Here is a 20,439-nt window from a genome sequence, read left to right as displayed (position 1 = left end):
AGGCGGGCGCGGCACCCTGCTCATGCAGGCGCTCGCCGCGGCCGGCGCCCTCCCCCGCTGAACCATGGCTCCCGCCGGCGACGCGCCGAGCCGGTGGACGATGCTGGCGGTCGGGATGCTGGCGCAGGTCGCGGGCACGTTGCTGGCCAACGCGCCGGTCTTCCTCATCCCGTTTCTGACGCTCGAACGCGGACTCACGCTCGTGCAGGCCGGGCTCCTCGCCTCTACGTCGCTCGTCGGGACGATGCTCACGCTGGTCGTGTGGGGCGCCGTCGTCGACCGGATCGGTGAACGGCTCTCCCTGACGATCGGTCTGACGATCGTCACAGTGGGGGGCTTCGGCGCTGCGCTGGGCTCATCGAGCTCGGGCACGTCGTACGTGGTCATCGGGGCCTTCCTGCTGCTCGTCGGGGTCGGTGCGGCAAGCACGAACTCGGCGAGCGGACGGCTCGTCGTCGGCTGGTTTCCGCCGGAGCGACGCGGGTTCACCATGGGGATCCGGCAGACGGCACTGCCGTTCGGCATCAGTCTGGCGGCCTTCATCGTCCCGGTCACGGCAGAGGCGGGCGGGTTGCGGGCCGCCTTGCTGGTCCCGACGGTGGTCAGTGCAGTGGCTACGGTCGCGGTCGCCCTCCTCGTCGTCGATCCGACGCGCCCGAGCCGCGAGGAAGCGGCCGGGCGCGGCCAGCTCGCCAACCCGTACCGCGGCAGCTCCCGGCTGGCCCGCATCCACGTCGCGTCGATGCTGCTCGTCGTCCCGCAGCTCACGATATGGACGTTCATGCTGGTCTGGCTCATCGACGCCCGCGGCTGGTCCACGACGGCCGCGGGCGCGCTCGTAGGCTCGACCCAGCTCCTCGGCGCAGGCGCGCGCATCGCGGCCGGTTGGTGGTCGGACCGGGTCGGCAGCCGCCTTCGCCCGATGCGCCTCGTCGCGGTCGCCACGGTCGTCACAATGACGGCGCTCGGGCTCGTGGAGGCCACCCTGCTCGCCGTTGCGATCATCATCGTGGCCGCGGCCGTCACGGTGGCCAGCAACGGGCTGGCGTTCACTGCTGTCGCCGAGCTCGGCGGTCCCTTCTGGTCGGGCCGGGCGATGGGCGTGCACAACACCGGTCAGTACGTCGCCGCCGCACTCGTCCCTCCGTTCGTGGGGGCGCTCGTGACCGACGCCGGTTACGCGATTGCATTCGCGTCCGTGGCGCTGTTCGCGCTGCTGGCCGTGCCGATCGTGCCCGTGAAGGGCGAGCATGGCGCGCGGCAAGAAAGATCACCGATATCGTCATGTTGAGGCCGCTGTGGTGCCATTCTGTCCCTGAGGGAAACTAGGGAGGAACCCGTATGCGTCAGACCTACCGCATCCTGGCCGGCACCATCGCCGTTCTCGTCGTCGTCCAGGCGGCGATGATCGCCTACGCGATCGGCGGCGTGTTCACCTGGATCGACGCCGGGAACACGCTCGACAAGTCCGTCATCGAGGGCTGGGACGAGAACCCGCCGACGTTCGAGGGATCCCTCGGCAGCTTCCTGCACTTCTTCATCATCGGCACGGTCGTCATCCCCTTGACCGGGCTGATCCTGCTGATCATCTCGTTCTTCGCCAAGGTGCCGCGCGGGCCGATGCTGGCGGGCATCGTCTTCATCGCGATCGTGGTCCAGTATCTCCTGGGCACCTTCGCGGCGGCCACGGGGACGCCGCTGCTGTCGCTGCTGCACGGCCTGAACGCCTTCATCATCTTCAGTGCGGCCGTGATGGCGTCCAGGGCGGCGAAGTCCGTTACGGAATCACCACCGACACCGTCTGAACAGGCTGCGTGACGAAGGACCGGCGACGTCTGCTGATCGGGGTGGCGGCCACGGCCGCCATCCTGCTACCGCTCGGCTGGTTCTGGCAGCAGAGCCTCATGCCGCCTGCGTACTCCGTGATGGACATGGGCTACCCCGACTACGGCGGCGGTCCCAAGGGATCAGGGCACGGGTCTCACGGCGCGGGCGCGACCAGCGTCGACGATCTGCGGATCGACCCGGAGAGGCGTGCGGACGTCACGGTCGACCTGGTCGCACGCGAAGGCACGATCAAGCTCGCGTCCGGGCAGGAGATCGACGGCTTCACCCTCAACGACCGCACCCCCGGGCCGAAGATCAGCGCGAACGAAGGTGACCTCGTCGAGGTGACACTGCGCAACGCCTCGGTCGAGGAGGGCGCCACGATCCACTGGCACGGCATCGACGTGCCCAACGCCGAGGACGGCGTCGCGGGCGTGACGCAGGACGCGGTCGAGGTCGGAGGGCAGCACACGTACCGTTTCGTCGCCGAGCAGGTCGGCACGTACTGGTACCACTCCCACCAGGTCTCGCACGAGCAGGTGATCGGCGGGCTGTTCGGCTCTTTGGTCGTGCAGCCGAAGGACGGGATCGAGCAGGACAAGGACCTCCTCGGCGTGGCCCACACCTACCACGGAAACCGCACCCTCAACGGCAAGCCAGGCACCACAACCGTGCCGGCCCCGGCCGGCGAACGCGTGCGGATCCGGGTCGTCAACACCGACAACGCCACGATGCCGGTGTGGGCCTCGGTGCCCTACCGCGTCGTGGCCCTCGACGGCAGTGACATCAACGAGCCGACGCCCGTGACGAACCGGTTCCTGAAGCTGCCGGGCGGCGGGAGGGCCGACCTCGAGGTCACCGTGCCCACCACGGGAGGCGCACGCGTGCAGCTGAGCGGGGCGACGACGTTCGTCATCGGGCCGCGCGACCCGGCCCAGACCCCCAAGAAGCCGCCGCAGCCGAAACAGGAGCTCGACCTGCTCCCCTACGGCTCGCCGACCGAGCTCACCTTCGACGCCTACCAGCCCGACCGCACCTTCGACTACTCGATCGGCCGTCGACCCGGCTTCCTCGACGGCCGACCCGGCCTGTGGTGGACCATCAACGGCCACCTGTGGCCGGACGTGCCCATGTTCACGGTGCGCGAAGGCGACGTGGTGAAGTTCAGCATCGAGAACCACAGCGGCGAGGTGCACCCAATGCACCTGCACGGCCACCACGCCGTGGTCCTGAGCCGGGACGGGAAGCCCGCGCGCGGCAGCATGGCCGCGCTGGACTCCATCGACGTGGAGGACGGCGAGACGGTCGACCTCGTCTTCAAGGCCGACAACCCGGGCATCTGGATGGACCACTGCCACAACCTCCCGCACGCCGCGGAGGGGTTGGTGGCGCACCTGATGTACGAGGGCGTCAGTACTCCGTACAAGGTCGGCGGCGACGCCGACAACGAGCCGGAGTAGTCACGACCATCGGCGCAGCCGCAGGCTGTTGCTGACGACGAACACCGACGAGAACGCCATCGCCGCGCCGGCCAGCATCGGGTTGAGCAACCCGGTTGCGGCCAGCGGCAGGGCGGCCACGTTGTAGGCGAAGGCCCAGAACAGGTTGCCCTTGATGATGGTCAGGGTTCGCCGGGAGAGCCGGATCGCGTCCGCTGCAACCCTCAGGTCGCCTCTGACCAGGGTGAGGTCGCTGGCCTCGATCGCCACGTCGGTGCCGGTGCCCATGGCCAGGCCGAGGTCGGCCTGGGCGAGCGCGGCGGCGTCGTTGACACCGTCGCCGACCATGGCGACGACCTTGCCCTCGGACTGCAGACGCTTGACGGCGTCGACCTTGTCGGCAGGCAGCACGTCGGCGATGACCGCGTCAGCATCGATGCCGATCTCGGCGGCGACGGTGCGGGCAACGGCTGCGTTGTCACCGGTCAGGAGCACGGGAGCGAGGCCCAGCGACCGCAGCTGCGTGATCGCCTCGGCGGATGTGGGCTTGACGGCGTCGGCGACCACGATGATGCCGCGTGCCCGTCCGTCCCAGCCGACCGCGACCGCGGTGCCGCCGGTCGCCTGGGCTTTCTCCAGGGAATCCACGAGCTCGGGGGGCAGGTGCTGCGACCAGTTCGCGAGCAGCTGCGGCCGGCCCACCAGCACGGCATGGCTGTCGCCACGGTCGACGACGATGCCCTGGACGCCGAGGCCCTCGAGGTTGGCGAAGTCGTCGACGGTGGGCAGGTCGCCGAGTCGCTCCCGCGCGCCGACGGTGATGGCCTGGGCGATCGGGTGCTCGGACGCGTCTTCGAGCGCGCCGGCGAAGCGGAGCACGTCGTCGGCGTCCTCGCCGTCGGCTGCGATGACGTCGGTGAGGGTCATCTGTCCGCTGGTCACGGTGCCGGTCTTGTCGAGCACGATGGTGTCGACGGTGCGGGTGGACTCCAGCACCTCCGGCCCCTTGATCAGGATGCCGAGCTGGGCGCCCCGCCCGGTGCCGACCATCAGCGCGGTCGGTGTGGCCAGGCCGAGGGCGCAGGGGCAGGCGATGATCAGCACCGCGACCGCGGCGGTGAACGCGGCCGGCAGCCCGCCACCGGCGCCCACCCAGAACCCGAGGGTCGCCACCGCCAGGGCGATCACGATCGGCACGAAGATTCCCGAGATCCGGTCGGCCAGACGCTGGACCTGCGCCTTGCCGTTCTGGGCGTCCTCGACGAGGCGGGCCATCTGGGCGAGCTGGGTGTCGGCCCCGACGCGGGTGGCTCGGACCACGAGGCGTCCGCCGACGTTGACGGTTGCGCCCGCGACGGTGTCGCCCGGTCCGACCTCGATCGGAACCGACTCGCCGGTGAGCATGGAGGCGTCGACCGCCGAGACCCCGTCCTCGACGGTGCCGTCGGTCGCGATCTTCTCGCCGGGACGCACCACGAAGCGGTCGTCGACGGCCAGCTGATCGGTCGGAATGCGTTGCTCGGCACCGTCGCGCAGGACCGCGACATCCTTGGCGCCGAGCTCCAGCAGCGCCCGGAGTGCCGCTCCGGCCCGCCGCTTGGACCGGACCTCGAAGTAGCGCCCGGCTAGGATGAACGTGGTGACGCCCGCGGCGGCCTCGAGGTAGATGTTCGCGGCACCGTCGGTGCGGGCCACAGTCAGCTCGAACGGGTGGGTCATGCCCGGCGTGCCGGCCGTGCCCCAGAACAGGGCGTAGACCGACCAGCCGAACGCGGCGAGCGTCCCCATCGAGATGAGTGTGTCCATCGTCGAGGTGCCGTGCCGCAGGTTGAGCCACGCGGCCCGGTGGAACGGCCATGCCCCCCACACGACGACCGGCGCCGCAAGGGTGAGGGACAACCACTGCCAGTACGTAAACTGCAGCGCCGGGACCATCGCCATGGCGACGACCGGCACGGTGAGCACGGCCGACACGAGTAGCCGCTCACGGAGACTGCGGGTCGGGTCGTCGATCAAGGCCTCGTCCTGCTCGTCGAGCGGGAGCGCAGCGTCGTACCCCGCCTGCCGCACGGTGCTCACGAGGTCGGCCGGCGACAACGCCTCGGGGAAGGTGACCTTCGCCTTCTCGGTCGCGTAGTTCACCGTGGCGCTGACGCCGTCGAGCTTGTTGAGCTTGCGCTCGATGCGGTTGGCACACGAGGCGCAGGTCATGCCAGTGATCGCCAGCTCGAGATCAGTGGTCGCCGTGGCCATCGGCCGACTCCTCGCTCTTCGCGGCATCCTCGGTCGCGGCGCCGCCGGTGGAGACGTTGAACGCGGCCGTCCGGACGACTCCGTCGTGCTTGAAGTCGAGGTACAGGCGGTACGTGCCGTCGCTCGGGACGGCGGCGTAGAAGACGACCTCGGGGCCCGGCTCGGTCATGCCATTGCCCGTCGTGCCGTCGGGATGGACGTGCAGGTAGGCGAGATCGCCTTCGCGGAGCGCCACCAGGTGGCCGAAGGCGCCGAGGTAGGGCTGCAGGTCCGTGACCGGCTTGCCGTCGCGCTCCACCGCGAGCCGCAGCTTGGCGTCGGCTCCGGGGGTGAGGTCTCCGTCGAGCGTCACCGTGTACCCGTCGATGCGAGCGGTGCGGGTCTCCTCCGAGGCCGCGGCCGCCTCGACGTCACCGGGGACGGTGAGATCGGTGCCCAGGGTCAGTGCCTCCGCTCCGGTGGCCTTGAAGTCGGCATACAGCCGCCACTGGCCCGGTGCCAGGTCGAGATCGACGTCCCAACGACCGTCCGCGCCGAGGCGAGGATGGACGTGTTGGAAACCCTCGAAGTCGCGGCGCACCGCGATCAGGTGGAGCCGCTTCTCGTGCTCCAGGTCGTACTCCGTGACCGGGCGGCCGTCCGGCCCGTCGATGGTGAAGGAGATCGGGACGTCTTGACCCGCCTTCGCCACCTTCTCGTCGAGTGAGAATGTGTAGCCGTTCTGCGAGACCATCAGCCCGCCTGGTAGGTCGGCGGCTTCGGACGCAGCCGCGTCACCCTCCCCCTGGTGCCCGGCGTCGTGCCCAGCTGGTTCGCCCAGCGGGCCCACCGCGGTCCCGATGCCGAGCGCGACGGCGAACACCGCAGCGAGCGCTGCGACGAATCCGGCGACCCTGATTGGCGTAGTCATACGAGCTGGTAGCCGGCCTCTTCGACCGCGGCCTTCACGTCGGCCTGGTCGACCGGCTGGTTGCTCGTGACCGTCAACGCACCGGTCTCGATGACGACGTCGACGTTCTCGACTCCGGCGATCTCGGTGACTTCCTCGCGGACCGAGGCGGCGCAGTGGCCGCAGTGCATGCCGGCGACGGTGTAGGTAGCGGTGTCACTCATTCTTGATTTTCCTCTCGTGTGGGGGTGGTCAGGATCGGACGAGGCGAGCGATGGCGTCGGAGGCTTCCTTGACCTTGATCTGCGCCTCGGGTCCGCCGGCGCGAGCGGCGTCGACCACGCAATGGGCCAGGTGCTCGTCGAGCAGGCCCAGCGCCACCGACTCCAGCGCCTTCGTCATCGCGGAGACCTGGGTCAGGATGTCGATGCAGTACTGCTCCTCCTCGACCATCCGCTGCAGGCCGCGGGCCTGCCCCTCGATGCGACGGAGCCGCTTGAGGTAGTCATCCTTCTGGTGGATGTAACCGTGGGGGTGTGGCGTCTCGTTCATGATTCCCACACTATACCCCCCTATGGTATGTTGCAAGACATGAGCTCAGCGAACCCGCAACTCAACAACATGGCAGCGAACGCCACCCTGCACTGCCTGACCGGCTGCGCGATCGGGGAGATCCTCGGCCTGATGATCGGCACCGCCGCCGGCCTCTCCACGGGCGTGACGATCGCCCTGGCGGTCGGACTGGCCTTTCTGTTCGGCTATGCGCTCTCGACCCTGCCGCTGCTCCAGGCCGGGCTGTCGTTCTTCGGGGCACTCAGCATCGTGTTCGCCGCCGACACCCTCTCCATCACGGTGATGGAGATCGTCGACAACCTGGTGATGGCGGTGATCCCCGGAGCGATGGACGCGGGTCTCGTCAATCCGATCTTCTGGCTCGGCATGATGATCGCCCTCACGGCTGCCTTCATCGCGGCCTTCCCGGTGAACCGCTACCTGCTCACCAAGGGCAAGGGCCACGCGCTCACCCACCGCTACATGCACGGAGACGGAGCACACTCATGAACACCAACACGCTCGCGGCCGGAGTCATCGGCTTCCTGCTCGGCGGCCTCACCGTCTCGATCGCGGCCGAGCTCGAGTACGACGACGCCAACCGGCCGAGTCACGGCTCCAGCAGCCAGCACAGCATCGTCAAAAGCTGAGCTGGCAAGGATTGCCTCAGCGCGTCGGCGCGGTCGATCACGGGTAGTCTCAGGGCGAACGTGACTGACTGTTTGGAGTAAGTAATGACGGTTGTGCTGGTCATCGGCATCCTGATGAACGCGATCGCCCTCCCGATCGCCGGGCGGCGAGTCCACTTTCTCTACCGCCTGATCACCAGCGGGCAGCCGGCCCCCGACCGCATCGAGAACGTCCGCGGCCGACTCGGCGAGGCGGTCAAGACCCAGCTCGTCGAGGTCTTCGGCCAGAAGAAGCTGCTCAAGTGGTCGGTGCCCGGAGCCGCGCACTTCTTCGTGTTCTGGGCGTTCCTGATCCTGGCCTCGGTGTACCTCGAGGCCTACGGCTCGCTGTTCCAGGAGGGCTTCGCCATCCCGATCATCGGCCACTGGGACCTGCTGGGCTTCCTCCAGGACTTCATCGCGGTCATGGCACTGTTCAGCCTCGCGACCTTCGCCGTCATCCGGTTCAAGAACTCGCCCGAGCGGCTCGGCCGGAAGTCGCGGTTCAAGGGCTCCCACCTGGGTGGCGCCTGGCTCGTGCTGTTCATGATCTTCAACGTCATCTGGACGATGATGCTGTTCCGCGGCGCGGGTGTGAACACCGGTCACTTCCCCTACGGCGACGGGGCGTTCGCCTCGCAGGCGGTCGGCAGGCTGCTCGAGCCGCTGGGTGAGGACACCAACGTCATGCTCGAGCACATCGGGCTGCTGCTCCACATCGGCGTCATGCTCGTCTTCCTGATCCAGGTGCTGAACTCCAAGCACCTGCACATATTCCTGGCGCCGGTCAACGTCCTGTTCGGGCGTCGCCCGGTCGCGCTCGGCGCGGTCAAGCCGATGATGGTGCGCGGCGAGCCCGTCACCATGGAGTCGATGGAGGAGCTCGAGGAGGAGGACTTCGAGAAGCTCGGCGTCGGCAAGATCGAGGACTTCAGCTGGAAGGGCATGCTCGACTTCGCCACCTGCACCGAGTGCGGCCGCTGCCAGGACCAGTGCCCGGCGTGGAACACCGAGAAGCCGCTCAGCCCCAAGCTGCTCGTCATGGGGTTGCGCGACCACGCGTTCGCCAAGGCGCCGTACCTGCTCGCCGACAGCGACGAGGAACGCGCCGGCCTGTCGGCATCGGTGCTTGCCGAGGCCGAGCGGCCCCTCGTCGGCGAGACCGAGGGCGACGCATGGCACCCAAGCGGCGGCGCGGTGATCGACCCCGACGTCCTCTGGTCGTGCGTCAACTGCGGAGCGTGCGTCGAGCAGTGCCCGGTCGACATCGAGCACGTCGACCACATCGATGACATGCGGCGCTACCAGGTGATGGTGGAGTCGAACTTCCCGTCCGAGCTCAACAACATCTTCAAGGGCCTCGAGCGCAAGGGGAACCCGTGGGGCATGGACCCCAAGGGCCGCATGGACTGGGCCAAGGGCCTCGACTTCGAGGTCAAGCAGGTGGGCGTCGACGTCGAGAGCCTCGACGAGGTCGAGTACCTGTTCTGGGTCGGCTGCGCCGGCGCGTTCGAGGACCGGGCCAAGAAGACCACCCAGGCCGTCGCCGAGATGCTGCACATGGCCGGTGTCGAGTTCGCCGTCCTGGGCGACGGCGAGACCTGCACCGGCGACCCGGCCCGTCGCGCCGGCAACGAGGTCGTCTTCATGCAGCTGGCCATGGAGAACGCCGAGGTGTTCAAGGAGACGAAGGTCAAGAAGGTCGTCTCCACCTGCGCGCACTGCTTCAACACCCTCAAGAACGAGTACGCCGAGTTCGGCGTCGAGCTCGAGGTCGTCCACCACACCCAGCTGCTCAACCGGCTCGTGCGCGAGAAGAAGCTGACCCCGGTCGCGCCCTCCGCGGGGTCGACGAACGGTGACGGCAAGACGATCACGTACCACGACCCATGCTTCCTCGGTCGCCACAACCAGGTCTACGCACCGCCCCGCGAGCTGCTCGAGGTCATCCCGGGTGCCACGTTCACCGAGATGCCCCGCAACTCCGAGCGCTCCTTCTGCTGCGGTGGCGGCGGCGCCCGCATGTGGATGGAGGAGACGGTCGGCTCGCGCATCAACGCGAACCGCACTGAGGAGGCCGTCGCCACCGGCGCCGACCAGATCGCGGTCGGATGCCCGTTCTGCCACGTGATGCTGTCCGACGGGCTCACCGCCCAGCAGGCCGAGGGCAACGCCCGCGAGGAGGTCGAGGTGCTCGACGTCGCCCAGATGCTGCTGGCGTCGGTCAAGCGCGGCGACGCGGTGTCCGTCGTGGCCGAGGCGGAGCAAGCCACCGTCGTTGCCGCCGATGCTGGTGCGACCGCGCCCGCGCCCGAGACGCCCGAAGACGACTCCGAGGTGCTCGCCAAGAGCAACGTCAAGGAGGAGGCGCCCGAACCGACCGGTGAAGACGAGCCCGCCGTCGAGGAGGTGCCCGACCCGGAGCCGGAGGCGGGTGCCGACACCGTCCCCTTCACCGATCCGCAGCCCTCCAGCAAGGACGTCAGCGAAGGTGCCACCGATCTCGCGTCAGACGACGACGACAAGCCCTGACCTCGAGATGTGAAGACTTCCGGCCCACCCTGCGATCTGGTGGGCCGGAAGTCTTCACATCTGGAGGACCGAAGCGATGGGGACGCCGGGGCGGTAGGCGAGGTGGACGTGCGAGGGCGCGTCCAGGACGACGAGGTCGGCCTTCGCGCCGACGGCCAGGTGACCCACGTCGTCTCGGCGGAGTGAGAACGCGCCTCCACGCGTCGCCGACCAGACCGCCTCGAGCGGCGTCATGCCCATCTCGCGCACCGCGAGCGCGATGCAGAACGGCATCGACGAGGTGTACGAGCTGCCGGGGTTGCAGTCGGTGGCCAGCGCGACGGTGACGCCGGCGTCGATCAGGCGTCGGGCGTCGGGATAGGGCGAGCGGGTCGAGAACTCCACGCCGGGCAGCAGCCCGGCCACCACGCCGCCATCCGAAAGCGCGGCGACGTCGGCATCGTCGAGGTAGGTGCAGTGGTCGGCCGCCGCGGCACCGACCTCGGCAGCGAGCTGCACACCGGGACCGGACCCGAGCTGGTTCGCGTGGATGCGCACCTCGAGCCCGACCGCGATCCCGGCCTTCAGCACGGTGCGGGCCTCGTCGGCGCCGAACGCGCCCTCCTCGCAGAAGCCGTCGATCCAGCGGGCGTACGGGGCGCAGGCCTCGAGCATCGGCCCGGTGACGAGGTCCACGTAGCTCGCGACGTCAGTTCCGTCCGGCACGACGTGGGCACCGAGGAATGTCGTCTCTTCGGTGAACTGCCGCGCGATCGCCAGGGAGCGGGCCTCGTCGTGGACCGTCAGGCCGTACCCACTCTTGATTTCCACGGTGGTGGTGCCTTGGGCCCGCATCTGGGCGACGTGTCGCGCGACGTTCGCCGCCAGCTGCTCGTCGCTCGCCGCGCGGGTCGCGGCCACCGTCGTGCGGATGCCGCCGGCCTCATACGGTCGGCCGGCCATCCGCGCCTCGAACTCCGCCGCACGGTCGCCGGCGAAGACGAGGTGGGTGTGGGAGTCGACGAACCCGGGGATCACCGCGGCGCCGGCGACGTCGTGCACCGCGTCGGCATCTGGCGCGGCCGTGCGCTCGCCGATCCAGGTGACCTTCCCGTGCTCCACGACCAGCGCGGCGTCGCGCAGCACCGGTCGTTCGTCGTCCCAGCTGACGAGCTCGCCGATGTTCGTGACCAGGAGGCTCGTCACACGCGGCTCCAGCACGCGTCGATCGCGGCGTCCAGATCGGCCGCGACCTTCGCCGGGTCGAGGTCGGCGGGGGGCACGACGTCGGCTGCGGTGGCCGACCAGAGCGACTCGTCGGACCCGGCGGTGCGCACCGACGGCGAGATCTCGAAGGTGCCGCCGGCGTCGAATCCGAGCGAGGCGTGGCCGGTGCTGGTCGCGGCGTCCCACAGGTCGTCAGGGCTCCAAGATCCCCGACGTCCGGACGCCAACCGCTCGTGCATCTCGACCGCGCGGGCCTCCGCGAACATGTCGATCACCGTATGCCCGTCCGAGCCGAGGGTCAGGCGGGCACCGGCGTCGCGCAGGGCGACGCTGGGTCCGATGCCATCGCCGAGGTCGGCCTCCGTGGTCGGGCAGAAGCACACGAACACGCCGGCGCCGCCGAGAGTCCGGATGTCCTCGTCGGTGAGGTGCGTCGCGTGGACGGCCGTGGTGCGCGGCGTCCACACGCCGGCCTCATCGAGCAGCGCTACCGGTGTCATCCTGGTCGCGGCGAGGCACGCCTCGTTCTCGGCCGGCTGCTCCGACACGTGGACGTGCAGCGGGGCGTCGGGGAGCGCCTCGGCGACGATTGGCAGCTGAGAAGGAGGCACGGCCCGCACCGAGTGCACCGCGGCGCCGATCACCACATCGGGCTCGTCGCCGTGACGGGCATCGAGGTCGTGCACGCGGGCGGCCCACCGGTCGGCGTCGCCCTCTTCGAACCGCTGCTGGACGCCGTCCGCCGGTTCCCCGAAGCCGGCGGCGAGGTAGCAGGTGTCGAGCAGGCAGAGCCGCAGGCCGACGTCGCGCGCCGCGACGATGAGCGCCTCGCCCATCGCGTTCGGGTCGTCGTACGGGGTGCCGTCCGGCTGGTGGTGCAGGTAGTGGAACTCGCCGACGGCGTCGATGCCGGCGAGGCGCATCTCGGCGTAGGTGGCACGCGCGAGCTGGTGGAGCAGGTCGGGATCGAGCACGGCTGCCAACGCGTACATGTCGTCACGCCACGACCAGAACGAGTCACCGCCGGCGCGCCCGCGCAGCGCTCGATGGAATACGTGGCTATGGCAGTTCGCGAACGCCCGCATCGTCAGAGCTCGCGCTCGTAGAAGAACATCCGGGCCGACGGGTCGTCGGGGTCGTGGTTGCGGAAGCCGAGCCGCTCGTAAAAGCGGCGGGTGTCGACGTCGGGCTCGTCGACCCCGATGTACATCTCGACTCCGCCGAGACTGCGCGCGAGATCCATGGCGGTCGCCATGATCGCCCCGCCGATGCCCTGGTCGCGGCGGTCCGGCACGACGTAGAGCTCCTCGAGGTACGCGACGAAGCCGTCGCTCCACAGCGCGGGCCAGAACCGCAGCACGCCGAGGCCGAGCGGGGGATCCTGAGCCTGTCGAAGGGCGTCACCGCCCAGGACGACGGTCATGTCGCCGGCGTCGAGCAGCGTGCGGCAACGCCCGACCAGGAACTCGACGCCCGGCGTCGGAGTGTCGAACTCGACGTTGAAGTCGTGCAGCATGCTGGCGACGATCTCGGCGTCGTCGGAGGTCGCGAGGCGCGTTCTCGTCATGTGGCCAGAGTCTCCACGACGCGTGCCAGCGCGTCGACCCCCGCCACGCAGTCGTCGGCTTCGGCATGCTCGGCCGGCGAGTGGGAGACCCCGGTGGGGTTGCGGACGAAGAGCATCGCGGTCGGGATGTGTGGGCTGAGCACTCCGGCGTCATGGCCGGCGCCGGTCGGCAGGACCGGTGCGTCGAGCAGGGTGGCGAGACGGTCGCGGAGGGGAACGTCGAACGTGACCGCCGGGCTCACCGAGTCAGCAGAGACCTCGATCTCGGTGTCGTCGGCCATGCTCGCCTGACGCGCCTCGGCCACGATCTCGTCGACCAGAAGCTCCAGCTCGTCCTCGGTCGACGCGCGGGCGTCGAGCCATGCCCGCACGCGCGACGGGATGGCGTTCGTGCCACCAGGTGCAACCTCCAGACGTCCGAACGTGGCCCGCGCGTCGGCATCCGTCGCAAGCCGGCGGGCTGCCAGGGCAGTCGCGGCATACGCGAGCATCGGGTCGCGCCGGTCCTCCATCCGGGTCGCACCCGCGTGGTCGGCGACACCGCAGAAGTCGAGCCGCCAACGCCCGTGCGGCCAGATTGCGGTGGCTACGCCGACCGCGTCACCGGTGTGCACGAGGTGGCGCCCCTGCTCGACGTGCAGCTCGACGAACGTGCCGATGTCGTCGAGCCAGCCGGGCGGACCCACCCTGTAAGGGTCGCGGCCACGTTGCGTCAGAATCTCGGCGAGCGTGTATCCGTCACGATCCTTTAGCGCGAGGGCCTTGTCCGGGGCGAGTGCGCCGGTTGCCAGTTGCGAGCCGGCACACGCGATGCCGAACCGTGCCCCTTCCTCGTCCGCGAAGTTGGCGATGACGATCGGCCGGTTGTGCTCGGGAAGCCGGTCCAGCGCGGCGAAGGCGGACACCACGCCGAGCGGACCGTCGAAGGCCCCACCGTCCGGCACGGAGTCGAGATGCGAGCCGAGCAGCAGCGCGTCGGGGCCGGGCTTGGTCCGCGCGAGCTGGTTGCCGTTGCCGTCCTCGACGACGTCCATGCCGCGTGCCTCGGCCTCGCCGACGAACCACTCCCGCAGCTCCATGTCGGCGTCGCTCCACGCGAACCGGCGGTAGCCGCCCGTGTGGGCGTCGAGCCCGATGTCCGCGATGGCGTCGAGCCCTTTCGACGGGCTCAAGGACCGGAACTCTCGCGCATGGGGACGCGGACACCGCGCTCGGCCGCGACCTCGGCGGCCTCGTCGTAGCCGGCGTCGACGTGACGGATGACGCCCATGCCCGGGTCGTTGGTGAGGACCCGCTGGGCCTTCTCGCCGGCGAGAGCGGTGCCGTCGACGACGCACACCTGGCCAGCATGGATGGAGCGGCCGATCCCGACGCCGCCACCATGGTGGATCGACACCCAGGTGGCGCCCGACGCGACGTTGACCATCGCGTTGAGCAGCGGCCAGTCGGCGATGGCGTCGGAGCCGTCGAGCATGGCCTCCGTCTCGCGGTAGGGCGAGGCGACGGAGCCGCAGTCGAGGTGGTCGCGACCGATGACGACTGGGGCCTTCAGCTCACCGCTCGCCACCATGTCGTTGAATCGCATCCCGGCCTTCTCGCGCTCGCCGTAGCCGAGCCAGCAGATGCGGGCAGGAAGTCCTTGGGTTGCGACTCGTTCATCTGCCATGCGTAGCCAACGGGCCAAGTGGTCATCATGCGGAAACAGGTCGAGCACTGCCTCGTCGGTCGCGCGAATGTCGGCCGGGTCGCCGGAGAGCGCGGCCCACCGGAACGGACCCTTGCCCTCGCAGAACAGTGGCCGGATGTAGGCCGGGACGAATCCCGGGTAGTCGAAGGCTCGGTTGTAGCCGCCTTCGCGTGCCTCGGCGCGCAGGGAGTTGCCGTAGTCGAAGACCTCGGCTCCGGCGTCGAGGAAACCGACCATCGCCTCGCAGTGGCGAGCCATCGACGCGCGGGCGCGCTCGGTGAACCCGGCCGGATCCTTCTCGCGCTCCGCTGCCCAGTCGTCGAACGCGATCTCGCGCGGCAGGTAGTACAGCGGGTCGTGCGCACTGGTCTGGTCGGTGACGACGTCGATCGGTGCACCCGCCGCGTGCAGCTCGGGGAACACGTCGGCGGCGTTGCCGAGCACGCCGATCGAGAGTGGGACGCGCCGCGCCTTCGCATCCTCGGCGAGCCGCATCGCGTGTGCGAGGTCGTCGGCCTGGACGTCGAGGTACCGGTGCTCGATGCGGCGGGTGATGCGCGACTGGTCGACCTCTACGCACACGCACACGCCGTCGTTCATCGTCACGGCCAGCGGCTGCGCGCCACCCATGCCACCGAGTCCCGCGGTGAGGGTGATGGTGCCGGCAAGCGATCCGTTGAACTTCTTCGTGGCGACGGCGCCGAACGTCTCGTAGGTGCCCTGCAGAATGCCTTGCGTGCCGATGTAGATCCAGGAGCCGGCGGTCATCTGCCCGTACATCGTGAGTCCGGCCGCCTCCAGCCGGCGGAACTCCGGCCATGTCGCCCAGTCGCCCACCAGGTTGGAGTTGGCGATGAGCACCCGCGGCGCCCACTCGTGCGTGCGCATGACGCCGACCGGGCGGCCCGACTGGACGAGCAGCGTCTCGTCGTCGTGCAGGTCGGTGAGGGTGCGGACGATGGCGTCGTACGAACGCCAGTCGCGCGCCGCCTTGCCGGAGCCGCCGTAGACGACCAGCTGCTCGGGATGCTCGGCGACCTCCGGATCGAGGTTGTTCATCAGCATCCGCATCGGTGCCTCGGTCTGCCACGACCGGGCGGTCAGCTCCGTGCCGCGGGGTGCGCGAATGTCTCTCATGCTTGCTCCTTCGTTGCTTCGACGAGGGCACCCGAGCGGACGAGCTCGACGGCTGCCTCGATGTCTGGGGCGAGGAATCGGTCCGGTCCGGGTCCGGCGACCTTCTCCCGCAGTGCGGCGATGGCGGCGCCCGTGCCGGCGGCCGGACGGAGTGGAGCCCGCAGCTCGACCCCGCGCGCGGCGGTCATCATCTCGACCGCGAGCACGCGAGTCAGCCCGTCGACGGCACGCCTCAGCTTGCGGGCCGACGACCAGCCCATCGACACGTGGTCCTCCTGCATCGCACTGGACGGGATGGAGTCGACGCTGGCCGGTACCGCGAGCCGCTTGAGCTCGCTGACGATCGCGGCCTGGGTGTACTGCGCGATCATCATGCCCGAGTCGACGCCCGGGTCGTCGGCGAGGAAGGCCGGCAGGCCGTGATTGCGGGCGGCGTCGAGGAAACGGTCGGTGCGACGCTCGCTCATCCCGGCGACGTCGGCGACCGCGATGGCGAGGAAGTCGAGCACGTACGCCAGCGGGGCGCCGTGGAAGTTTCCGTGCGACTCGAGGCGGCCGTCGTCGAGCACGGACGGGTTGTCGATCGCCGCCGCGAGCTCGCGCTCGGCAACCGCGGCGGCGTGGTCGACGGTGTCGCGCGCGGCGCCGTGGACCTGTGGCGCGCAGCGCAGGGAATAGGCGTCCTGCACCCGGTCGTCGCCGTACCGGTGGCTCGCCACGATCGGCGACCCGGCGAGCAGCGCGGCCATGTGGGATGCCGACGCAGCCTGGCCCGGATGCGGACGCAGCGCCTGAAGGTCTGCCGCCAGCACGCGGTCGGTGCCCATCAGCCCCTCGATGCTGAGGGCGGCGGTGAGGTCGGCCATCTCAAGCAGCTGCGTGAGGTCGCGGATCGCGAGGACGAGCATCCCGAGCATGCCGTCCGTGCCGTTGATGAGCGCGAGACCCTCCTTCTCGGCAAGCTCGACCGTGGCGAGTCCGTGGTCCGCCAGAGCCTCGGCGGCTGGCCGGACGACGCCGTCGTCGACGACCTCGCCCTCTCCCATCACGGCGAGAGCGCAGTGGGCGAGCGGCGCGAGGTCGCCCGAGCAGCCGAGGCTGCCGTGCTCCAGGACGACGGGCGAGAGGCCGGCGTTGAGCATGGCCGCGTAGGCCTCGGCGGTCTCGAGCCGGACGCCGGTGTGACCGGTGCACAGGGTGGAGAGTCGCAGCAGCATCAGGGCGCGCACGACCTCGTCCTCGACCCGCGGACCGGCGCCGGCGGCGTGCGAGCGGATCAGGCTCTTCTGCAAGCGTGTGCGCTGCTCGGGCGCGATGTCGCGGTTGGCCAAGGCCCCGAAACCGGTCGAGACGCCGTACACCGGGGTGTCCGACGCGGCCAGGTCTTCGACGTGCTTGCGCGCTCTGACGATGGCCTCACGGGCCTCGGGCGCGATCGACACCCGCGCGTTCTCGCGTGCGACCCGCGCCACGTCATCGAGACTCAGTGGGCCGACATCCACGATCACGTCCATGACTCCATGAGACGCCCCGGCAGCGTCCCTCCGAAAGACCGACCGAGACAGATGCATCTCGGATCCGAGACAATGGGGAGATGAGCCGTCCCGTTCCCGCCGCGACGTCCGCCCTACGCGTCCTCAGGCTGCTGTCGAGCCAGCCTGTACCCGTCCCGGCAGCCCGCATTGCCGGTGCGTTGGGCCTTCCCCGCTCGACGACCTACCACCTGCTGACGGCCATGGCGAACGAGGACTTCGTCGTCCACTATCCCGAGGACCGGACCTGGGGCATGGGTCTCGCGTCCTGGGAGGTCGGGCACGGGTTCGCGCGCCAGGAACCGCTGGCCCGGCTCGCCCGCGCCCCACTGGCCCGCCTGGTGGATCAGGTCGGGGAGTCCGCACACCTCGTGGTGCTTCAGGGTGCCGACGTGCTCTACGTCATCGAGGAGCGCGCACCGGGCCGGCCACCTCTTGTCACGGATGTGGGTGTGCGTCTGCCCGCCCACCTCACCGCGTCGGGCCGCGCCATCCTCGCCGGGCTGCCGGCCGCCCAGGTCCGTGCCCTCTTTCCCAGCCGTGACGTGTTCGTGACGCGCACCGGTACGGGACCGTCGTCGCCGACCGAGCTGCGTCGGCTGCTCGTCACCACCAGAGCCCGCGGCCACGCCACGGAGGACGGCGAGGTGACGCCCGGCTTCGCCTCGGTGGCGGCGGCCGTCGAAGCTGGGACGATCCACGCGAGCGTCGCCGTCACGTGGGAGACCCGCCGGTCCCCGGACGTCGACGATCTGGCCACCGCCGTGCGTTCCACGGCCGGGGAGATCACCCGCCGGCTGCGGCCCGGTCCTCCCGGTCATCGAGCCCGTGCTGAGACTGCATAACTTGCGCGCCGCTACGTCGTTTTCATACTCAGGGGTAGGGAGAGATCGAGGGAGCAACCCATGCGCATGACCCGTCCTTTGGGCGGCCTGGCCACTGCTGCACTCTGCCTCGCCGCGCTGGTCGCTCCCGTGTCGTCTGCCGCCGCCGCCGAGTCCTTCACCGTCACCGCGCTCAACTTCAAGGTGCTGGTCGGGCCTGACGCCAAGACGGAGTGCAACATCGTCGGTGACCTCTACCTCCCGACCTCCGCGTCTCCCACTTCCCGCGTTCCGGCGATCCTCACGACCAACGGTTTCGGCGGATCGAAGGCCGACCAGGCCGGCATCGGCAAGGAGTTCGCCAACCGCGGCTACGCGGTGCTCTCCTACTCCGGGCTCGGCTTCGGCGGGTCCGACTGCAAGATCACGCTCGACGACCCCGACTTCGACGGCGAGGCGGCGAAGCAGCTCGTCGGCTACCTCGGTGGCACAACCGGCGTGGCGTATACCGACAAGGCTCACCAGGACCCAGCGCCGGTGCTCGACGTCATCCAGCGCGACGGCCTGCCGAGCGCGAACGACCCTCGCGTGGGGATGGTCAGCGGCTCCTACGGCGGTGGGGTGCAGTTCGCGGCGGCAGGTCTCGACCAGCGCATCGACACGATCGTGCCGCTGATCACCTGGAACGACCTCTCGTACTCGCTGGCCCCCAACAACACGTCACAGAAGCAGCCCGCGCTGAGCGGCGTCAGCACCAACACACCGGGGGCGGCCAAGCAGGTCTGGGCCCTCGGCTTCACGGCTCTCGGCGTGTCCGAGGGCGTACAGGAGGCGCCGTCGTACCCGCAACGTCTGCTCGGCTGCCCGAACTTCGCGACGTTCGTGTGCCCCGCTCTCGTCTACGCCGGCACGACGGGAACCCTGACGGAGTACCAGACCGACCAGCTGCGGCACGCCTCCGTGACGAGCTACATGAAGAAGATCAAGATCCCGACGCTCATCATCCAAGGGCAGAGCGACACCCTGTTCAACCTCAACGAGGGTGTGGCCAACTACCGGGCTCTGAAGGCTCAGGGCACGCCGGCCAAGATGATCTGGTTCAACGGCGGCCACTCGGGTCCGACCGCACCCGGTGAGATCGAGACTCGCAGCCCGGACACGGAGACGCAGTACGTGACCGGCCGCATCGCCGACTGGTTCGACCACCACCTCAAGAACACCGGCGTCGACACCGGCCCCGAGTTCGCCTACTTCCGCGACTGGGTCTCCTACACCGGCATCGCGACGCCGGCCTACGCGACCAGCGCGACGTATCCGGTGGGCGCGCCCACGTCGTACTACCTGTCCGGCAAGGAGCTCGTCACGGACCAAGGGCAGATCGCCACTGCCGCCCAGTCGTTCGTTACCCCAGGGAGTCTGCCGTCGTCGTCCGACCAGCTCGACGCCGCGCGCTCGTTCCCGACACCGCCCATCACGCTGCCCGAGAAGGACGTCGACGGCACCTTTGCCACGTTCACGTCCGCACCCAGCACCGACGACGTCGACGTCGTCGGGTCACCCGAGCTGACACTGAAGGTCGACGCCCCGTCGGCCGTGGCCACCCAGGGACTCAACCCGGGCAAGCTCGTCCTGTTCATGAAGGTGCTCGACGTCGACTCCACCGGCGAGGCGAAGCTGATCCGCAACCTCGTCGCCCCGGTTCGCGTGCCCGACGTCGGTCAGAATTTCACCGTGACGCTGCCCGGCTTCGTCCACCGCTTCGAGTCCGGGCACTCAATCCGCCTCGTGGTCGCCGGCGGCTCGACGAACTACCGCGGCGGGCTCGCCCCGACGCCAGTGACCATCGCCACCGGCAGCGCCGACCAGGCCCTCAAGCTGCCCGTCGTTCCTTAGGCGTCGCGGCGGCGGAGGACGGCCCACGCCACCAGGAGCAGCGCCGCCACTTCGCCGACGAACACCGCGAAGCTCGGCCACGCGTCAAGTAGCAGCGGGTTGAACGGCGCGGGCGTGGCGATCACCATTCCGGCGTTGCTCGGCATCAGCTTGGTGATCCACTCGCCGGTCTCGCCCGGGATCAGCAGCACGAGGTTGTTCATCACGAAGACAAGAGCGAGCACGAGGGACAAGGCCAGCGCGGTGTGCCGCAGGATGAACGCCACCGCCACCGACAGCAGACCGAGTCCAGCCAAGAACAGCCCGTACCCGTACATCGACCGCGCGACGTCACCTTCGAGGGCCAGGCCGATGCCTTCGCGGTCCAGGAAGTAGTTGCCGCCGACGTATCCGAGCAGCGCCGTGACGGTGCCGACCACGAACAGGATCGCGG

Annotated in this window: 18 protein-coding genes and 1 pseudogene; 8 read left to right on the top strand and 11 right to left on the bottom strand. The window is 69.6% G+C overall.

Annotation, left to right across the window (positions count from 1 at the left end):
* Positions 1-64 precede the first annotated feature (64 nt).
* The 3 genes from ACRDPN_RS01760 to ACRDPN_RS01750 are packed head-to-tail and all read left to right on the top strand — an operon-like array spanning position 65 to position 3,287.
* Entirely contained in the window at positions 65-1,291 is a 1,227-nt protein-coding gene (locus tag ACRDPN_RS01760; protein WP_431445608.1) for an MFS transporter, read from the top strand.
* Positions 1,292-1,341: 50 nt separating this feature from the next.
* Positions 1,342-1,818, top strand: coding sequence for a hypothetical protein (locus tag ACRDPN_RS01755; RefSeq protein ID WP_431445607.1), 477 nt, complete (start codon positions 1,342-1,344; stop codon positions 1,816-1,818).
* On the top strand, positions 1,815-3,287 hold the full coding sequence (locus tag ACRDPN_RS01750) for a multicopper oxidase family protein (protein WP_431445606.1): 1,473 nt from the start codon (positions 1,815-1,817) through the stop codon (positions 3,285-3,287). Before ACRDPN_RS01755 ends, ACRDPN_RS01750 begins: the two co-directional genes overlap by 4 nt.
* Here the strand turns inward: ACRDPN_RS01750 and ACRDPN_RS01745 are convergent, their stop codons facing one another.
* The 4 genes from ACRDPN_RS01745 to ACRDPN_RS01730 are packed head-to-tail and all read right to left on the bottom strand — an operon-like array spanning position 3,288 to position 6,960.
* The gene (locus ACRDPN_RS01745; protein ID WP_431445605.1) at positions 3,288-5,519 is read right to left on the bottom strand and encodes a heavy metal translocating P-type ATPase; all 2,232 of its coding nucleotides are present in this window, start codon (positions 5,517-5,519) and stop codon (positions 3,288-3,290) included.
* The gene (locus ACRDPN_RS01740; protein WP_431445604.1) at positions 5,500-6,429 is read right to left on the bottom strand and encodes a hypothetical protein; all 930 of its coding nucleotides are present in this window, start codon (positions 6,427-6,429) and stop codon (positions 5,500-5,502) included. The genes ACRDPN_RS01745 and ACRDPN_RS01740 overlap by 20 nt, the downstream gene beginning before the upstream one ends.
* Positions 6,426-6,632: a heavy-metal-associated domain-containing protein gene (locus ACRDPN_RS01735; protein WP_431445603.1), complete on the bottom strand. Its 207-nt coding sequence runs from the start codon at positions 6,630-6,632 to the stop codon at positions 6,426-6,428. The genes ACRDPN_RS01740 and ACRDPN_RS01735 overlap by 4 nt, the downstream gene beginning before the upstream one ends.
* Positions 6,633-6,660: 28 nt before the next feature.
* Positions 6,661-6,960, bottom strand: coding sequence for a metal-sensitive transcriptional regulator (locus tag ACRDPN_RS01730; protein WP_431445602.1), 300 nt, complete (start codon positions 6,958-6,960; stop codon positions 6,661-6,663).
* 39 nt (positions 6,961-6,999) lie between these two features.
* Here ACRDPN_RS01730 and ACRDPN_RS01725 point away from each other — a divergent pair, with 39 nt between their 5' ends.
* The 3 genes from ACRDPN_RS01725 (at position 7,000) to ACRDPN_RS01715 (ending at position 10,160) form a co-directional block, all read left to right on the top strand.
* A complete protein-coding gene (locus ACRDPN_RS01725; protein WP_431445601.1) occupies positions 7,000-7,470 on the top strand; it encodes a DUF4396 domain-containing protein in 471 nt (156 codons plus the stop codon).
* Positions 7,467-7,610: a hypothetical protein gene (locus ACRDPN_RS01720; RefSeq protein ID WP_431445600.1), complete on the top strand. Its 144-nt coding sequence runs from the start codon at positions 7,467-7,469 to the stop codon at positions 7,608-7,610. Before ACRDPN_RS01725 ends, ACRDPN_RS01720 begins: the two co-directional genes overlap by 4 nt.
* A gap of 84 nt (positions 7,611-7,694) precedes the next feature.
* Positions 7,695-10,160 carry a heterodisulfide reductase-related iron-sulfur binding cluster gene (locus ACRDPN_RS01715; protein WP_431445599.1) on the top strand — a complete coding sequence of 822 codons (2,466 nt, stop codon included), beginning with the start codon at positions 7,695-7,697 and terminating at the stop codon, positions 10,158-10,160.
* A 54-nt stretch (positions 10,161-10,214) separates the two neighbouring features.
* On the opposite strand, the gene hutI is transcribed toward ACRDPN_RS01715, so the two are convergent.
* The 6 genes from hutI to hutH are packed head-to-tail and all read right to left on the bottom strand — an operon-like array spanning position 10,215 to position 17,271.
* Positions 10,215-11,345 (bottom strand): imidazolonepropionase, encoded by a 1,131-nt coding sequence (gene hutI, locus ACRDPN_RS01710; protein ID WP_431445598.1) that lies wholly within the window; start codon positions 11,343-11,345, stop codon positions 10,215-10,217.
* Positions 11,342-12,451 (bottom strand): formimidoylglutamate deiminase, encoded by a 1,110-nt coding sequence (locus ACRDPN_RS01705; RefSeq protein ID WP_431445597.1) that lies wholly within the window; start codon positions 12,449-12,451, stop codon positions 11,342-11,344. The genes hutI and ACRDPN_RS01705 overlap by 4 nt, the downstream gene beginning before the upstream one ends.
* 2 nt (positions 12,452-12,453) lie before the next feature.
* The gene (locus ACRDPN_RS01700; RefSeq protein WP_431445596.1) at positions 12,454-12,933 is read right to left on the bottom strand and encodes a GNAT family N-acetyltransferase; all 480 of its coding nucleotides are present in this window, start codon (positions 12,931-12,933) and stop codon (positions 12,454-12,456) included.
* Complete coding sequence (locus ACRDPN_RS01695; protein WP_431445595.1) at positions 12,930-14,105, bottom strand: allantoate amidohydrolase; 1,176 nt, start codon at positions 14,103-14,105, stop codon at positions 12,930-12,932. Before ACRDPN_RS01695 ends, ACRDPN_RS01700 begins: the two co-directional genes overlap by 4 nt.
* Entirely contained in the window at positions 14,102-15,757 is a 1,656-nt protein-coding gene (gene hutU, locus ACRDPN_RS01690; RefSeq protein WP_431445594.1) for a urocanate hydratase, read from the bottom strand. The genes ACRDPN_RS01695 and hutU overlap by 4 nt, the downstream gene beginning before the upstream one ends.
* On the bottom strand, positions 15,754-17,271 hold the full coding sequence (gene hutH / locus ACRDPN_RS01685; protein WP_431445593.1) for a histidine ammonia-lyase: 1,518 nt from the start codon (positions 17,269-17,271) through the stop codon (positions 15,754-15,756). Before hutH ends, hutU begins: the two co-directional genes overlap by 4 nt.
* An 80-nt stretch (positions 17,272-17,351) precedes the next feature.
* Here hutH and ACRDPN_RS01680 point away from each other — a divergent pair, with 80 nt between their 5' ends.
* Together ACRDPN_RS01680 and ACRDPN_RS01675 are read left to right on the top strand one after the other, a co-directional pair.
* Positions 17,352-18,134 carry an IclR family transcriptional regulator gene (locus tag ACRDPN_RS01680; protein ID WP_431445592.1) on the top strand — a complete coding sequence of 261 codons (783 nt, stop codon included), beginning with the start codon at positions 17,352-17,354 and terminating at the stop codon, positions 18,132-18,134.
* A gap of 66 nt (positions 18,135-18,200) precedes the next feature.
* A complete protein-coding gene (locus tag ACRDPN_RS01675; RefSeq protein ID WP_431445591.1) occupies positions 18,201-20,006 on the top strand; it encodes a CocE/NonD family hydrolase in 1,806 nt (601 codons plus the stop codon).
* On the opposite strand, the pseudogene ACRDPN_RS01670 reads toward ACRDPN_RS01675, so the two are convergent.
* Positions 20,003-20,439: pseudogene (locus ACRDPN_RS01670) on the bottom strand (ABC transporter permease); the annotation flags it as partial. The gene ACRDPN_RS01675 and the pseudogene ACRDPN_RS01670 sit on opposite strands and share 4 nt — an antisense overlap.

This window comes from Aeromicrobium sp., from assembly GCF_050700635.1.
Classification (GTDB): Bacteria; Actinomycetota; Actinomycetes; order Propionibacteriales; family Nocardioidaceae; genus Aeromicrobium.
This window is presented reverse-complemented; position numbering and strand designations above follow the sequence as displayed.

Excerpts from the sequence above, each read along its gene's own strand:
- ACRDPN_RS01760 (WP_431445608.1), top strand. The coding sequence starts at position 65 with ATGGCTCCCGCCGGCGACGCGCCGAGCCGGTGGACGATGCTGGCGGTC.
- ACRDPN_RS01755 (WP_431445607.1), top strand. The coding sequence starts at position 1,342 with ATGCGTCAGACCTACCGCATCCTGGCCGGCACCATCGCCGTTCTCGTC.
- ACRDPN_RS01745 (WP_431445605.1), bottom strand. The coding sequence starts at position 5,519 with ATGGCCACGGCGACCACTGATCTCGAGCTGGCGATCACTGGCATGACC.
- ACRDPN_RS01740 (WP_431445604.1), bottom strand. The coding sequence starts at position 6,429 with ATGACTACGCCAATCAGGGTCGCCGGATTCGTCGCAGCGCTCGCTGCG.
- ACRDPN_RS01735 (WP_431445603.1), bottom strand. The coding sequence starts at position 6,632 with ATGAGTGACACCGCTACCTACACCGTCGCCGGCATGCACTGCGGCCAC.
- ACRDPN_RS01730 (WP_431445602.1), bottom strand. The coding sequence starts at position 6,960 with ATGAACGAGACGCCACACCCCCACGGTTACATCCACCAGAAGGATGAC.
- ACRDPN_RS01725 (WP_431445601.1), top strand. The coding sequence starts at position 7,000 with ATGAGCTCAGCGAACCCGCAACTCAACAACATGGCAGCGAACGCCACC.
- ACRDPN_RS01720 (WP_431445600.1), top strand. The coding sequence starts at position 7,467 with ATGAACACCAACACGCTCGCGGCCGGAGTCATCGGCTTCCTGCTCGGC.
- ACRDPN_RS01715 (WP_431445599.1), top strand. The coding sequence starts at position 7,695 with ATGACGGTTGTGCTGGTCATCGGCATCCTGATGAACGCGATCGCCCTC.
- ACRDPN_RS01705 (WP_431445597.1), bottom strand. The coding sequence starts at position 12,451 with ATGCGGGCGTTCGCGAACTGCCATAGCCACGTATTCCATCGAGCGCTG.
- ACRDPN_RS01700 (WP_431445596.1), bottom strand. The coding sequence starts at position 12,933 with ATGACGAGAACGCGCCTCGCGACCTCCGACGACGCCGAGATCGTCGCC.
- hutU (WP_431445594.1), bottom strand. The coding sequence starts at position 15,757 with ATGAGAGACATTCGCGCACCCCGCGGCACGGAGCTGACCGCCCGGTCG.
- hutH (WP_431445593.1), bottom strand. The coding sequence starts at position 17,271 with ATGGACGTGATCGTGGATGTCGGCCCACTGAGTCTCGATGACGTGGCG.
- ACRDPN_RS01680 (WP_431445592.1), top strand. The coding sequence starts at position 17,352 with ATGAGCCGTCCCGTTCCCGCCGCGACGTCCGCCCTACGCGTCCTCAGG.
- ACRDPN_RS01675 (WP_431445591.1), top strand. The coding sequence starts at position 18,201 with ATGACCCGTCCTTTGGGCGGCCTGGCCACTGCTGCACTCTGCCTCGCC.